Source organism: Novosphingobium sp. GV079, assembly GCF_003058045.1.
In the GTDB taxonomy this organism is placed as follows: Bacteria; Pseudomonadota; Alphaproteobacteria; order Sphingomonadales; family Sphingomonadaceae; genus Novosphingobium; species Novosphingobium capsulatum.
In genome coordinates this window covers 119,474-134,568 of record NZ_QBUE01000003.1, presented here as the reverse complement: position 1 = coordinate 134,568, position 15,095 = coordinate 119,474, and the positions used below count along the sequence as shown (strand labels likewise).

13 protein-coding genes are annotated in these 15,095 nt (G+C 66.9%); 6 read left to right on the top strand and 7 right to left on the bottom strand.

What is annotated here, in order from left to right:
• Positions 1 to 102: 102 nt before the first annotated feature.
• The 3 genes from C8K14_RS04440 (at position 103) to C8K14_RS04430 (ending at position 4,005) form a co-directional block, all read left to right on the top strand.
• The gene (locus C8K14_RS04440; RefSeq protein WP_107715837.1) at positions 103 to 1,647 is read left to right on the top strand and encodes a DUF4118 domain-containing protein; all 1,545 of its coding nucleotides are present in this window, start codon (positions 103 to 105) and stop codon (positions 1,645 to 1,647) included.
• Positions 1,644 to 2,363, top strand: a complete 720-nt coding sequence (locus C8K14_RS04435) for a response regulator (RefSeq protein WP_107715836.1) — start codon at positions 1,644 to 1,646, stop codon at positions 2,361 to 2,363. The genes C8K14_RS04440 and C8K14_RS04435 overlap by 4 nt, the downstream gene beginning before the upstream one ends.
• 118 nt (positions 2,364 to 2,481) lie before the next feature.
• Positions 2,482 to 4,005 carry a methyl-accepting chemotaxis protein gene (locus tag C8K14_RS04430; RefSeq protein WP_107715835.1) on the top strand — a complete coding sequence of 508 codons (1,524 nt, stop codon included), beginning with the start codon at positions 2,482 to 2,484 and terminating at the stop codon, positions 4,003 to 4,005.
• A 54-nt stretch (positions 4,006 to 4,059) separates the two neighbouring features.
• On the opposite strand, the gene C8K14_RS04425 is transcribed toward C8K14_RS04430, so the two are convergent.
• From C8K14_RS04425 to C8K14_RS04405, 5 genes are all read right to left on the bottom strand, one after another.
• The gene (locus C8K14_RS04425; protein ID WP_107715834.1) at positions 4,060 to 5,700 is read right to left on the bottom strand and encodes a TolC family protein; all 1,641 of its coding nucleotides are present in this window, start codon (positions 5,698 to 5,700) and stop codon (positions 4,060 to 4,062) included.
• Positions 5,701 to 5,714: 14 nt separating this feature from the next.
• Positions 5,715 to 7,067, bottom strand: coding sequence for an HlyD family type I secretion periplasmic adaptor subunit (locus C8K14_RS04420; RefSeq protein ID WP_107715833.1), 1,353 nt, complete (start codon positions 7,065 to 7,067; stop codon positions 5,715 to 5,717).
• Positions 7,064 to 8,794, bottom strand: a complete 1,731-nt coding sequence (locus tag C8K14_RS04415) for a type I secretion system permease/ATPase (protein WP_255420048.1) — start codon at positions 8,792 to 8,794, stop codon at positions 7,064 to 7,066. The genes C8K14_RS04420 and C8K14_RS04415 overlap by 4 nt, the downstream gene beginning before the upstream one ends.
• Positions 8,795 to 8,928: 134 nt before the next feature.
• A complete protein-coding gene (locus C8K14_RS04410) occupies positions 8,929 to 9,912 on the bottom strand; it encodes a sensor histidine kinase (protein ID WP_022674795.1) in 984 nt (327 codons plus the stop codon).
• Between the two features lie 128 nt (positions 9,913 to 10,040).
• Complete coding sequence (locus C8K14_RS04405; protein ID WP_054130546.1) at positions 10,041 to 10,415, bottom strand: hypothetical protein; 375 nt, start codon at positions 10,413 to 10,415, stop codon at positions 10,041 to 10,043.
• Between the two features lie 113 nt (positions 10,416 to 10,528).
• On the opposite strand from C8K14_RS04405, the gene C8K14_RS04400 reads away from it, so the two are divergent.
• Both C8K14_RS04400 and C8K14_RS04395 read left to right on the top strand, forming a co-directional pair.
• On the top strand, positions 10,529 to 11,029 hold the full coding sequence (locus tag C8K14_RS04400) for a protocatechuate 4,5-dioxygenase subunit alpha (RefSeq protein WP_233250900.1): 501 nt from the start codon (positions 10,529 to 10,531) through the stop codon (positions 11,027 to 11,029).
• Entirely contained in the window at positions 11,026 to 11,871 is an 846-nt protein-coding gene (locus tag C8K14_RS04395) for a class III extradiol dioxygenase family protein (RefSeq protein ID WP_022674798.1), read from the top strand. The genes C8K14_RS04400 and C8K14_RS04395 overlap by 4 nt, the downstream gene beginning before the upstream one ends.
• A gap of 114 nt (positions 11,872 to 11,985) precedes the next feature.
• Here C8K14_RS04395 and C8K14_RS04390 read toward each other — a convergent pair whose 3' ends face one another.
• A complete protein-coding gene (locus C8K14_RS04390) occupies positions 11,986 to 12,612 on the bottom strand; it encodes a response regulator transcription factor (protein ID WP_022674799.1) in 627 nt (208 codons plus the stop codon).
• A 13-nt stretch (positions 12,613 to 12,625) separates the two neighbouring features.
• Positions 12,626 to 14,272: a sensor histidine kinase gene (locus tag C8K14_RS04385; RefSeq protein WP_054130544.1), complete on the bottom strand. Its 1,647-nt coding sequence runs from the start codon at positions 14,270 to 14,272 to the stop codon at positions 12,626 to 12,628.
• Positions 14,273 to 14,525: 253 nt separating this feature from the next.
• Between C8K14_RS04385 and C8K14_RS23190 the strand changes: the two genes are divergently transcribed.
• Positions 14,526 to 15,074 carry a helix-turn-helix transcriptional regulator gene (locus C8K14_RS23190; RefSeq protein ID WP_107715831.1) on the top strand — a complete coding sequence of 183 codons (549 nt, stop codon included), beginning with the start codon at positions 14,526 to 14,528 and terminating at the stop codon, positions 15,072 to 15,074.
• Positions 15,075 to 15,095 lie beyond the last annotated feature (21 nt).

The window sequence follows — 15,095 nt, the reverse complement described above, 5'->3', positions numbered from 1 at the left end:
CATTCTTTACGCGACCGCCCGCCCATCTCGTCGCGCCGGCATGACACGGTGCGACAGCCTTGGCTCTCGACAGAGGGGGCCCTGCTGCGGCATCCCGGTGGCATGACACTGGCCCTTGCCCATCGTATCGCACCTGCGCCCGGCGCTGACGGGGACGGTGGGCTGGTTGCCGGCCTGCTGGCCACCGCGGCGCTGATTGGGCTGGCCAGCCTGGTTGGCATGACGCTGCTGGCGCGGGGGGATGTGGCTGATATCGGCCTGCTCTATCTGGTGCCGGTCATGTTTGCCGCGATCCGCCTCGGTCTGCGGCCGGGGCTCGCGGCGGGGCTGCTGTCATCGCTGTGTTATAACTATTTCTTTATTCCGCCGCGTTTCACGCTGGCGGTGGCCGATCCCTCGCATCTCATCACGCTGGTCATCCTGCTGGGTGTAGCGTTGGTGGGCAGCCACATGGCCGCGCGCCTGCGCCACCAGGCCTCGCTAGCGCAGGCGCAGGCCGGGCGCGACGCGTTGCTGGCCGGGTTTGCCGGGCGCTTGATGGGGGTGACGCGACGCGACGCGCTGTGGGCCTTGCTGGCCGAGGAAGTGGCCCGCCAGTTTGGCCTGCGCGTGCTGGTGGCGGCAGCCGATGCCCAGGGCATCGCCACGCTGGTGGCCGCGCACCCCGCGCACGATCGCCTCGACCTGCTGGAGGCGGCCGCCGCGCAATGGTGCCTTGATAGCGGGCGCTCGGCGGGGCCGGGCGGGCAAGTGCCCACCGCGTCGGAATGGTTGTTCCTGCCGGTGCCGGGCAGCCAGGGCCCGCTGGCCGTGGTCGGGGTGGGCAATCCCGATGGCGAGTTGCCGCTGCACGGCGGGCAGACTCCGCTGCTGGAAAGCCTCTTGGCCCAGGCCGGCCTTGCCCTGGCGCGGATTGCCCTGGAAGAGGAAAAGCTGGCCCTGGGCCGCGTACAAGAGCGCGAGCGGCTGCGCAGTGCTCTGCTGTCGTCGATTGGGCATGATCTGCGCACCCCGCTCACCACCGTGCTCGGCACGCTGCGCGCGCTGCGCCCACTGACGCCAGAGCAGGCGGCCGCCCTGGCCAGCGCCCGTGGCGAGGCCGAGCGGCTGGATCGCTTCGTCGCCAACCTGATCGAGATGGTGCGCCTGGAAATCGGCGCGTTGCAGCGCGATCCCGAGCCGGTTGACCTGGCCGAGGCCTGTGACGCGGCGCTCGACCATCTCGCGCCCGGTGGCCTGGTCGGCCCGCTGGAACTAGCCGTGCCCGAAGACCTGCCGCTGGTCTTGGCCGATCCACGCCTGCTGCACCATTGCCTGATCAATCTGATCGACAATGCCGTGCGCCATGGCGGCAAGGGCGGCATTCGGATAGAGGCGCTGGCCGATCCGCAGGGCGGGGTGGAACTGGCGGTCTGCGATCGTGGGCCTGGCCTGCCGCCGGGCGAAGAGGAGCGCATTTTCGGCATGTTCACGCGGCTTGAAGGATCAGACCGGCAAGGCGGCACGGGGCTGGGGCTTGCCATCGTCAAGGGCTTTGCCGAGGCGATGGGCCTTGCCGTGACGGCAGCCAATCGCGCTGGCGGCGGTGCGCGCTTCGCCCTGCATGTGCCGCCCGCGTTGGTGCGGCCTGTGGCCGTTCCGGCATGAGCGGCACGACAGAGCCGGCTGGCCCCGGCGTGCTCATCGTCGATGATGATCCGGCGATCCGCGCGCTGTTGCGCCAGACGCTGGCCCAGGCCGGTTATGGCGTAAGCGAGGCAGCCACGGCGACCCAGGCCCTGGCCCAGCGCGCCGCACAGGCGCCCGATCTGGCCCTGCTCGATCTCGGGCTGCCCGATCGCGATGGCCTGGAAATCCTGCCGCAACTGGTGGCGGCGGGCCTTGCCGTGGTGGTGCTGTCCGCGCGCGATGCCACCGCGGAAAAGGTTGCCGCGCTCGATCTGGGCGCCAGCGATTATGTCACCAAGCCGTTCGATCCCGAAGAAATCCTGGCGCGCGTGCGCACCGCGCTGCGCCATCGCGCGCGGCTGGCGGGTGCGCCCGGCGGTCAGGCACTGCTGCGCTTTGCCGATGTGGAGATCGACCTCGCCGCGCGGCAGGTGCGCAAGGCTGGCGCCGAGGTGCACCTTGCCCCCAAGGAATATGCGTTCCTGGCCGAACTGGCGGGCAATGCCGGCCGCGTGGTGACCCATGCGCAATTGCTGCGCACGATCTGGGGGCCGGGGCATGAGACAGACGTGGAATACCTGCGCGTGGCGGCGCGCGGCATCCGGCGCAAATTGGAAAGCGATCGCCCGCCCGGCCACTCCGCGCTGCGCAACGAACCAGGCATCGGCTATCGCCTCGATCTGGCGCGCGGCTAACCCGAACCTGCGCCACCCCCACGCAGGTTTACGTGGCCCCGGCTTAAACGCCATTTGAGCACGCCGATGATAGCGCCTGTCCCGGTCAATTCCGCTACCAGGACCGGGGAAAGATTGCATGTTCAAAAGGCGCGTTGTCGTTCCACTCGAAACCCGTTTCGCGCAGGCGGTGTTCGAGCAGGCGGCCGATGGCTTCCTGCTGATGCAGAATGGCCGGTTTACCCTGTGCAACGCTGCCGCGGAGCGCGTCTATCAGCGCCCCCGGCACGATATCATCGGCGCCTCGCCCGACATGCTGGCCGCGCCCTGCCAGATGGATGGCCGCCCCACGGCCGAGCACGTGGTGGAACGGATTGCCGAGGCGCAGCGCAACGGCTTTGCCCGCTTCGAATGGCTCAACCTCGACGGCAAGGGTCAGCCGTTGCGCATGCTGGTGACGCTGACGCCATTGATCATCGATGGCGGCGATGCCTTGATGATCCAGGTGCAAAGCCAGGCCGAAACTTCTGCCGTGGTCGATGCCCTGCGTGAGGGGCTGGAGCGGCTGGCCGGTGGCGATCTCGATTGCCGGCTGACCCGCGCGTTCCGCCACGATTACGAATGCCTGCGCACCGCGTTCAATTCGGCGGTCGATGCGATGGCCGGGGCCATGCGCTCGGTCGGCGGGATTGCCGAACAGGTGGCCAATGGCTCGGCCGAAATTCTCGCCGGGTCCGAAGATCTTTCCACCCGTACCGAACAGCAGGCCGCCGCCGTGGAAGAGGCCGCGGCCGCGCTGCGCCAGATCAACGAAAGCGTGCAGAAATCGGTGCAAGAGGCGGGCAACGCCAGCACCATGGTGCAAACGACGCTGGATGAGGCCCGCCAATCGGGCGACGTGGTGGGCCGCGCGATCGAGGCGATGGCGACGATTGAGAAATCGTCCCAGGAAATTGCCGAGATCGTGGGCGTGATCGATGCGATTGCGTTCCAGACCAACCTGTTGGCGCTCAACGCCGGGGTCGAGGCGGCGCGTGCCGGCGACGCGGGCAAGGGCTTTGCCGTGGTGGCGAGCGAGGTGCGCGCCCTGGCGCAGCGGGCGGGCGATGCCGCGCGCGATATCCGCGCCCGCATCGGCAGTTCCACCGAACAGGTTTCCAACGGCGTCGCGCTCGTCACCGCCACGGGTGACGCGCTGGAGCGGATTGCGGCCAGCGTCGGCGAAATCAACGACGTGATGCAGCGGATCAACGGCACGTCGAGCAACCAGGCGACAACCCTGGGTCAGATCAATGCCACCGTGCGCGATGTCGATTCGATCACCCAGCAGAACGCCGCCATGGCCGAGGAGGCCACGGCCACAGCCCGCAATCTGGCCGACCAGGCCAACGTGATGGCACGCGAACTGGCCAAGTTCCGCTTTGCCGGCAACCAGGCCACGGCCCGCGCTACGCCCGCGCCGCGCCCGGCAGTTGCGCTGCGACCGGCGCCGCTGCAACCGGTGGCAACGGAAGCAAAACCCCGGCTGGCGCCGGCTGTGGCGGCGGTTGCATCAGTGCCGCCTGTGCCAGTCCCAGCGCCCACGCCCCGGCCGCGGCCATCGGCTGCTCCGCGCAGTTCCGGCAATGCGGCTGTGGCCGAGGATGACTGGTCCGAATTTTGAGCCTGCCGCGTGGCGGATCGGTTCGGATGACGGCCTTAAAGCCAGCGGCATCCGTTAGTTTTCGCCACGCGACAGCGCCGCCGCAGGGATCGGCGTATGCGCCGCCGGATCGCGTGCAGAGCGGGGAGACGCGCTGCCTTCCACCAGGCCATCAAGCGCGCGCACGGCGTCGGTCACGAGCGGGACATCGGCCTTGCCGGCCACGCGCCAGGCATCGCCCTGCGCATCGCGACGCGGGCCATCGGGCAGGAGCCAGGCGGCATCGAGTGCGCCCAGCGCGGCCAGTACCTGCACCTTGGCAAGATAGGCGCCGGCCACCCCATCGTTGTAGGCGCTGCGCGCCTGGAGCAGTTCGCGCGCGAGTTGCAGCACGTCGAGCGTGGTGAACATGCCCGCCCGCTCTTGCAGCACGGCGCCATCATAGGCGTTTTGCGCGGAGGCCACCGCCTTGGCGAGGGTGTCGATCGCGGCGGTCTGGGCCTGCCAATCGTTCCATGCGCCGGCAAGGGCCGCACGATTTTCGCGCAAGGTGGCGTCCATCAGGCGCCAATCGGCGTCATTGGCCGCTTGCGCGGCATGCACGCGCGCGGCGCGCTCGCCACTGTCAAACAGGGGGCCAGACAGCGTGACCACGCCCTTGATCTCGGTCTGGCGCAAGGTATCGGAATAGTTGGAAAAGCCGGCCGAGTAGGGCAGCAGCGCTGCCGTCCCCTGGAAATCGAAGCGCGGGCGGCGCTCCGCTCTGGCCGCTTCCACGCTGGCGCGCGAGGCGCGCTCGCGCTCCTGCGCGGCGTGGATCAGCGGGTTATGCGTTTCGGCATAGGCATAGGCTTCTTCCAGATCGGCCACCGGCAATTGCAGCGGCGGTGGCGGCGCAAGATCGCCCGGCCGGGTGCCGACCATGCGCAGGAATGCAGCCTCGGCCGTGCCGGCGTCGCGCTGCGCGGCAAGCAGTTGCACGCGGCCCAGTTCCACCCTGGTTTCCACCTGCTGGATATCGGTGGCGGTCACCTCGTGTGCGGCCAGGCGCGCGCGATTGTCGGTCAATTCGCGGGTCAGCGCGGCCAGGTTGTCTGCAGCGATGGCCACGGCCGTGCGGGTGCGGCGCAGGCCGACAAAGGCATCGGCCGCATCGAGCAGGGCCTGCTGTTCAGCCGATTGCAGCACGGCCTGCTGATAGGCGGCCTGGGCGCGTGCGCCGCGTTCGTTGGCAAACGACCGGCCAAAGCTGAACAAGGGTTGGGTCAACACGGCCGTGGCGGTAGATGTCCAACCGCTGCGGCCCAGAAACACGCCCTTGGCAATTTCGAACCGGTCGCGCGTCCAGCCATAGGTCAGGGCATAGTCCAGCTTGGGGCCATAGGCGGCGCGTGCCTGTGCCACGCCCCAGGCGCTGCTCTGCGTGCTGCTGCGCTGGGCCAGCAGGGCCGGCGATGTCCAATAGGCATAGCGCAGGGCATCGGTCAGCGTGGAAACCGGCCGGCCTGACAGCGCGCCCTCGGCGATGTCTGCCGGGGTTTCGGGCGGCAGGCCGGCAGTGCGATCGATATTGACCGCCTCCTGCGCCCGAGCGGTGGGCATAAGCAGGGCCAGCGCGGCCGTGGCGCAGGCCCAGTGCAGGTTTAGGTGCAGGTTTAGGCGCAGGCGTGACCGGCGCACGCAGACGGGACGCAGATGGCGCAGGGCAGGGCGCATGGCGGAAATCCCCCTCAATTGTCGCGGAAAGCGCGCATGAACTGGTCACGCAGCGGCTTGGTGACATAGGACAGCAGCGACCGGTTGCCGGTCTCGATATAGGTTTCGGCGGGCATCCCGCTGCGCAGCGCCAGCCCCTCGCGCGCCACGGCCGCCTGGTCCACCGCAATGCGCACGGTGTAATAGGCCTGGCGCGTTTCCTGGTTGTCTGTCCGATCGGTGGCGACATAGATCACCCGGCCGGGAATTTCCGGGGTCGCCGCGCGGTTGAACGCGGAAAACCGCACCCGCGCCGCCTGGCCCACGCGCACCTGGTCGATGTCGGTGGGGCTGACCGAGGCTTCGACGACCATGACATCGTGATCGGGTACGATTTCCATGATCGGCTCGGCTGGCCGTACGACATCGCCGATCGCGGCAAAGGCAATCTTTTCGATCGTGCCGGAATAGGGCGCGCGGATTTCGCTGCGGTCCTTCTGGTCCGATGCGCTGACCTTGCGCAGCTGCTGCTGGTTGAGCGCGGTATTGACCTGGGCCAGATCGGTGCCGGCCTGGACGCGGCGGGTCTGCACCGTCTGGATCGATTGCTCCTGCGCTTCGGTAATGCGGGCGCGGGTCTGGGCGATCTGCGCCTGCAACTGCGCCACTTGCCCGTCGATATCCACGGCCGTGCGTTCCAGCTGGTTCAGGCGGTTGATCGTGACCAGCTGCTTGTCCCACAGGTCGCGCACGCCCTGGCGTTCCGGCTCGATCAGGTGGCGTTGCTGGCGCAGGGCATCGATCTGCGCCTGAAGCCCGGTGATCTGCTGGTTGTATTGCGCCACGCGCGCGGCGAGCTGGGCGCGCAACTGACCTTCTTCGGTCTGGCGCATGGCGAACAGGTGCTGTTCGTCGGCCATGGCCTTGGCCGCACTGGGGTTGCCCGCTCGCAACAGGTCGGCCGGAAAGACCACCTGGCCCAGGCCCAGCCGCTCTGCTTCCAGCCTGGCTTTCTGCGCCAGCAGCTGTTCCACGGTGAGGTTGGAATAGGTGGCATCAGCGCCGGTCACCCGGTCATCCAGCCTCATCAGCAGCTCACCCTGGCGCACATGTTGGCCATTGATCACCGCGATCGTGGTGATGACGCCGCCTGTGGGATGGGCAATGCGCTTGACCCTGCTTTCCACGCCCACCTGGCCACCGCCGATCACCGCGCCACCGATAGGCACGATCGCAGCCAGGGCGAACAGCAGGGCCATCAGCCCGGCGAGGGCAAACACCAGCCGCACCAGCAGGCGTGGGGCAAGGGGGCGCGGCGCGCTGGGCTGGTCGATCCACAGTGCCGGCAGCAATTGCCGCATGGCCTCGGGAGAGAGCGGGGCGTTCATCGTGCGGCCTCCTGCGCCAGTCGGCCCGGCGCCGGGGCACTGGCCGTGGCGGTGCTGTCGTTTGCCTGCAGAGTGCGCTGCATCACGGCGTCGCGTTCGCCGAAATCGACAAGGCGGCCATTCTGCATCACCGCGACATGGCTGATCGGGCCGAGCGTGGCCGGGCGATGGGTGATCATGATCACGATGCCACCCCGCTGGCGCATGTCCATCACGGCGCGGTTGAGCGCGGCATCACCCACGGCATCAAGGTTGGAATTCGCCTCGTCCAGAATCAGCAGATGCGGGTTGCCATAAAGCGCGCGGGCCAGGCCCACCCGCTGGCGCTGCCCGGCGGAAAGCTCGCTGCCCCCGGCGGACACCGGCGTGTCATAGCCATCGGGAAGGGCCAGGATCGCCTCGTGCAGGCTGGCGGCGCGCGCCGCGGCCATCACCCCGTCGGACGTTGCGGCCGGATCGAACCGGGCGATGTTCTGGCCCACCGTGCCATCGATCAGATCGACCGTTTGCGGCACATAGCCAAAGGCACTGCCCAGCGCTTCGGCATCCCACTGGTCTGGCGTGGCGCCATCCAGCCGCACCTCACCACGCTGCGGTTTCCAGATGCCCAGGATGCCACGCACCAGTGTCGTCTTGCCCGCGGCACTCGGGCCGATCACGGCCAGGGCCTGACCAGGTTGCAGCGACAGCGACACGCCCTGGACGGTGAAGCGCTGCGTGCCCGGTGGCGCCACCCACAGATCGCGCAGGGCAAGTTCTCCGCGCGGGCGATCGAGTGTTACCTGCCGTTCTGGCGGGCGGCGGAACGTGGTGATCGCCTGGACGATCCGGCTCCAACCGCTGCGTGCGGCCACCAGCCCTTTCCAGTTGGCAATCGCGGAATCGACCGGTGCCAGGGCGCGGCCCGAGAGCACCGAGGATGCCAGGATCACGCCGCCGCTGGCCTTGTCATCGATCACCAGCAGTGCGCCCACGGTCAGGATGATCGATTGCAGCAGCATGCGGAACGTGCGGCTGGCCCCACCCAGGCGCGAAACGGTGCGCGCCAGTGCCGATTGCGCGGCAATGAACTGGCTTTCCCAACCAGAGGTGCGCGCCACCAGACGATCCTGCATGCCCATGGCAAAGGCGGATTCGGCAAACCGGATTTCGGACAGCGTGGCGGCGCTACGCTGCCCGGTGATCATCGCCAACTCGCGCGAGGCGGTTTGCGTGCGGCGGTTGGACAGCAGCGCCAGCACCGCCATCACCATGACGCCGGCCAGCGCGGTCAGCCCCAGCCACCAGTGCAGTGCGGCCAGCACCACCAGGAACATCACCACCCAGGGCAGGTCGATCAGCGCAACCGGGCCGGCGCCAGCCAGAAACGTGTGCACCGCGTCCAGGTCGCGGGCAAACTGCAGCCCATCGCCCTTGTCCGGCCCCGCGCGCAGCGGGCGGGCGACCGTGGCATAGTGGACAGCACCGAACAGATCATCGTGCACGCCATTGGCAACGCCCAGTAGCGCCTCTGCCCGAATTGCCTCGAAAACCGCTTGAAATACGTAGATCAGCACCAGCATGACAAACAGCCCCACCAAGGTGGGAATGCTTCGGCTGGGCAGAACCGAATCGTAAACCAGCATCATGTAGCCCGACCCGGCAAAGACCAGGACGTTCAACAGCAGGCTGGCCACGGCGACCAATCCAAGATTTCCGCGATATCTGCGCAGGAACAGGCGCAGCATTTGCCGATCCACGTTGTAACACCCCCACAAGGCCCTTGTTGCCTTGCGGGTATAGCAGTGTGGCATCAGGCCATTCCGGCAGATGCTTCCGGCTCGGAACTATAACGCTGTGATCAGGCCCGTTACGTGGCGTTTCAGGCGGCTTCTGCCGCCGTGCAGGCGCGGGCGCCAACGATCAGCATCTCACACCAGACCCCGCGCGGATCGAACATGAGATCGACTGCTTCGAGCCCCGGCTGCGCGCGCAGCAGGTGCGATCCCGTGCCTTGGTGGGCCGGTGGGCTGACCAGCGGCCCACCCGATTCCTTCCACAGCAGGTAGAGCCGGTCACCATCGGGTGCCAGAAACCAGCGCAGATCGACCCAGCCGGCGGGATCGGACAGCGCGCCGTGCTTGATCGCATTGGTGCACAGCTCGTGCACCGCCATGATCAGCGGAATGCAGCTTGGCTCGGGCACTGTGCAGGGAGTGCCGCTCAGGCGGATGCGTGATCCCTGGCCGAAGGGGCCGATAGTGCGCTCGATCAGTTCGGGAAGATGCCCTTCGGCTTCGGTGCCGATGCGCAGCAGGTCGCTGGCTTTGGCCAGGCTGTCCAGGCGGTGGGAAAACTCGCGGAAGAAATCGAGCGGGTTTTCGGCACGTGGCCCACGCGCCGACAGGGCCTGGATTATCGACAGCAGGTTGCGGCAACGGTGGCGCAATTCGCGGTTGAAGGTGTCCTGCTGGCGGTTGACGGCGTCAAGTTCGCGCACCGTGGTGCGCGCCACTATCGCCATGCCCATGACCAGGACCACGCAGGCGGCGCCCACCAGCAGCGACACGAGCGGCCGACCGTGCCAGGCGATGCCCATGATCGATCCGGCAAACAGCCACTGCGCCACGGCAAACGAGCCGAACACGGCCAGCATGGCAAAGCCCTGTTCCAGCAGCAGGGCGGCGATCAGCACCGTGGGCCAGAACGCGAGGAACGGCATCACCGCAGGTTGCGGCTCTATCACCAGGCGCAGGAGCGACGGCACGAACACCAGAAGGGCGCACAGGATCGCCTGTTGCAGTGCGCTGCGCTGCCGGATCAGCGCGGCGCGCATCATGCCGGAAACCCCGGTCAGAACTTTCATCTGCGCCCCTTTGACCCTGGCCGCGCCGGGCGAATCCCTGCGGCGGATCTTTGTAAAACAGTGTTAACGCCATTGCCGGCGAACCGCAGCCCTTTTTCCGTTTGCGCCGGGCCAATTGGCCCAAATAACTAGGGCTGGCGGGGGCGGGACAGCCTTAATGCGGCCTCGATCTCCAGCAGGCTGCAGAGCAAGGCGCGCTCTTCTAGGCCAAGCGCCTGGCTGCGTTGCAGCGTGGTGCGGCACAGTGCGAGCAGGCTGGCGGGATGCCGCGCTAGCGTGGCGCGGAATGCGTCCAGCGAGGGCGGGGTGGTGGGCAGATCTGCTGGCAGCCCGGCCGGAACGATCAAGGCGTCTTCGGGGGCGGCGGCGGCGCGCACGCGCCACAGGACGGCAACCGCGCGGTCCACCATCGCGCGCACCAGATCGCCTGCCGCCTCTCCCGATGCGCGGGCTTTGAGTTTCTGGCGATAGCGGCGTTGCCGTTCGGCATTGGTCAGGGCCATGACCCTGCCTAGACGGGGTTTGGCAAGGCTTGAAAAGCCCGGTCAGCCCCTTGCGTAACCATCCCTATCGATGGCTCCTGCACCCACTATCCCGCGCTTTTGCCGCTTTTGACATGCGTCAAGGAGGCGGCGCGCGGCTGGGCTATCTTGCACAGGTGCCCCGATCCGTCACCGGACCAGGGCGGATGGGCATGGAGGATGCAGCGATGACCAACCCTGAAAGTATGGCACTGCGGCGCGGGATCGCCGGCACGCTGCTGTTCGATGGTGAACTCGCCAGCCGCGGTTTCGAACTCAATGCCATGTGCTTTTCATTCAACGACACGGCCAATCGCGCCGCATTCCTGGCCGACGAAGACGCGTACTGCCGGCGCTATAACCTTACGCCCGAACAGCGCGATGCGGTGGCGCGGCGCGATGTGCTGGCGATGATCGAGGCAGGTGGCAATGTCTATTACCTGGCCAAGCTGGCGGGCATTTTTGGCCTCAACGTGCAAGATCTCGGCGCCTTGCAAACCGGCATGAGCGTGGCCGAATTCAAGCAATACCTGCTCGACCAGGGCGAGGCCGCGGGCTGCGCCCCGGCCAGCAATGACGTGGGAGTGGCGGCATGAGCGCGCAGATCATCGGTGGTTATTTCAGCAGCCACGTTCCCGGCATCGGCGGCGCGATTGCGCGCGGCGCCCAGGCAGAGCCCTATTGGAAGCCGTTCTTCGATGGCTATCCACCGGTGCGAACGTGGCTGGCGCAGGCGCGCCCGGACGTGGCCATTGTGTTCTACAACGATCATGGGCTCAACTTCTTCCTCGATGCCATGCCCACGTTCGCGGTGGGCGCGGCGGCGGCCTATCCCAACGAGGATGAAGGCTGGGGCCTGCCGGTTTACAAGACTTTCCAAGGCGATCCCGGCCTTTCCTGGCACATTATCGAGGAACTGGTCGGCAGCGGGTTCGACATCACGATGTGCCAGAAGATGAAGGTCGACCACGCCCTGTCGATCCCGTTCGAGCTCGCCTATCCCGACGTGGCGGCCTGGCCGGTGAAGATCGTGCCGATTGCGATCAACACCGTGCAATACCCGCTACCCTCGCCGCAGCGCTGCTATGATCTGGGCCGTGCCGTCCACCGTGCGTTGCAATCCTGGCAGGATGACACACGCGTGGTGGTGATCGGATCGGGCGGCTTGTCGCATCAGCTGGATGGCGCGCGCGCCGGGTTCATCAATGCCGACTATGACCGCTTCTGCCTCGATCACCTGGCCAACGATCCCGAGGCGCTGTTGCGCCATTCAACGGAAGAGGTTGCCGCGATCGCCGGCACGCAAGGGGTGGAGATCGTCAACTGGATCGCCGCACGTGGCGCGCTGGGCCAGGGGCCGCATGCCGAAGTGACGCGGAATTATCACATCCCGATCAGCAATACGGCCGCAGCAACGCTGGTATTGACCCCGACCTGACAGCTTGGCAGGTTTGGCCCGTGCCCGTGGCATACGGGCCGATAGGCCGGCGCGTCTTCCTGGGGGGGAGGGCGCGCCGGTTCTCTTTGGCAGCCCTCGTGGTGGTCTACGGCCTTAGTCTGCCATATCGTTGACGGCCATCAGGGCCAGCTCGGTGCGGTTGTCGATGCCCAGCTTCTGGTACATGGCGTGAAGGTAAACCTTCACGGTGCCTTCGCCGATATTCAGTTCCGCGCCGATATCGCGATTGCGCATGCCGCGCGCCACCAGGCGGGCGATGCGCCGCTCGCGTGGGTTCAGGCGATCGAGCGGCCCGGTGCCCTCGGGATGAAGCGACAGGTCAAGCGCGCGCTGCAGAAGGTCTGCCGAAATGGCCCGTTCGCCTTCCTCCACCTTGGCCAGCACATCGATCAGTTCATCGCCGGCGCCATCCTTGGAGACGATGCCCTCGACGCCCGCGCGCATCACCGCCAGCAGATTGCGATCGGTCAGCTCGGCAGTCAGCAGCACGACCCGCCGCCGATCGCCCCGGGCCCGCAGCGTTTCGAGCACCTGGACCCCGTTCATGCCGGGCATGTTGATATCCAGCACGACGATTTCGGGATCGTGGGTGGCGATCGCGTCCAGCGTTTCCTCGCCGCTGGCCGTGGCGGCGACCACTTTGAAGCGGCTATCGCGCAGCACGGCGGCAACGCCAGCGCGGATAAAGCCGTGGTCGTCAGCAACAAGGATCGTGGTCATGCCTTCAGGCCTGTCATGCATTGATGCGGGTGGGCACTTCGATATCGAGGCGGGCGCCCGGGCGCAGATGGTTGTTGGAATGTTCGGCGATGCGCACACGGCCACCCAGTGCCGCCACGCGCTCGGTGATCGAGCGCGGCTGGCACAACTGGCCCGCCCCTGGAAAGCCAACCCCGTCGTCTGCAATCGTAACGGTCAGGGTGGACCCGTCGTGGTGGAGCGAAATCATCACTTCGCTGCACTGGCCATGTCGGGCGGCATTGGCAACAGCCTCGCGCACCATTTGTCGCAACTCATAGGCAAGATGGATCGGCACCGGCAGCGGGCCGGTCTGTCCGTCAAAGCGGATCTGGACGCGCCAGTGGGCCGACATTTCCTCGACCAGGCTGCGCAATTCCTCGGTCACGTCGGCAGCGCGATCACCGTCCTCGCCGCGGCGCAGTCGGTCGATCATTACGCGCAACTGCGCCTGCTCGCGGCGCAGCGCTTCCTTCATCGCTACGATTTCGCCCTCAGGGTCCTTGCCGTCGCGCAGGCGGCGACGCAGCGCCTCGAGCCGGAACATCGTGCCGGCCAGGAACTGTACGACGCTGTCGTGAAGGTCGCGCGCCAAGGCATTGCGCACTTCGGCCACGGCCGAGCTCTTGGCCAGGGTGGCCATTTCCTCGCGGTCGAGCGCCAGGCCGATCTCGCGCACCAGGGCGCTCATCCACGGCAGGTCGTCCACCGCCATGGCGGGAATGCCCCAGACCAGCAGTTGCCCCTGGCTGGAAACAGAACTGAACGTGGCAAGAATGCCTTCGTTGACGCCACAGATCTCGGCCAGCGGAATGGCGGCAGTGCTGCGCTCGATTACCAACTGGTGCTCCGCCGGCAGGCCGATGCGGCGCGCGCGCTGGCGATCGAACAGGGTGGGGGGGGCAGGCATGGCCAGGGCCGTGGACAGGGCGCTCGGGCCCTGGCGCTCGCTCGTGACGCGGCCATCGTCCTCGATCAGCAGATCGATCCAGGGCTCGTCACCCCAGGCCACCGCAAGGGCCGCGCCGCGTGCCCCCATGGTGAGGCAGGCCTGGCGCAAGGCGCTGGCCAACACGCGGTTGCGGCGCGCGCCGGGAGGGCCGGCTGGTTCGGGCAGGGTCACCACGCGCCGCCCGCGCTGGCGGCTGGCCAGCCACAGCATCAGCATCGACACCACGACCATGCAGATCAGCCCACGCACGAAGCGCAGCGGATCGGGGGCGGCCCCGCCAAGCGTCAGCATCCCGGCCGGCACGATCGCGGCAAAGAACAGGCCCATGCCGGTCGTCGCCACGCCGATCGTGCCCCAGCGCACCAGGGCAACCAGCAGCAGAAACGTGCCGAACACCAGAAACGGCCCGGTCAGCACGCCTTGCGGGCGCTCGGTAAAATAGATCGCGCCGGCAAATGCCACGAAATCGATCACCTGCGCGGCCGGGGCCAGGCGGCAATCATACCACCAATCCGTCCAGGCCGCGCAGGCGAGGATGATGACCCAGAAGACATAGCCACCAGCCAGTATCCGGGTGATGCCGGGATTGCGCAGCGCCACATCGGGAGAGAACACGATGCCGGCCATGAACATCGCGGCCATCGTCAGCCGGCACAACGCCAATACCTTGCCGCTGCGCCGCGCGTACATGTGACGGATCTCCAAGCCTGCTGTCTCCCTATGGAAAAGGATATGTGGCGCCCATCGCGGATATGCAATCGGATTGCGCTCCCGGCGGGTGGGCTTTTACGTTAACCATTGTTACAGGGGGCTATGCCATCGACCATGCTTGCCGGTTCATGAATACCGATACGGGGCACCGACTTGACCCGGCGCTGATTCGCAGCTTGTGGGTTGCGGGCTGGCATGCACCTGGCGCTGCGGATAGGATGGGAGGCAAGTCATGACCGGATCGCCTTCCTCTTCCTCGCCGCTTGATGCGTTGACGGCCAAGCAGCGCGAGGTGCTGAACCTTCTGATCCAGCACAAGACCTCGAAGGAGATATCCCGGATACTGGGTATCTCGCCCTATACGGTCGATCAGCGCATCCTGCTGGCACGGGGCAAGCTGGGCGTCACCTCGCGCAGCGAAGTAGCTCAGGCATATAGGCTTTTGCTGGAAGAAACCGGGTCTGCCGGGGTATCCGTAAAACCCGTATATGGTTCGCAGGATGTCGCCAAGGTCATCATTCCGACGCACAAGGACAGCGAAGGACAAGACGAGCCCGAAGCCCCGGTAGACGAAGGTGGCGATGATGGGGATCATCCCACCACGCAAGCGTCCGCCACCATGGACCAAGGGTATCATCGTGTCCTTCCGGAGATGTTCGACGGACCTTACGGGACGCTGATGCGACTGGGGGCAATGGCCCTTATCGCGATGGTCCTGATCCTCACCGTCCTGGGTGGGCTGACGATGTTCTCGCAGTTGTCCAGGATCGTGGATCGTTAACCTGTCGGATCTCCTCCGCAT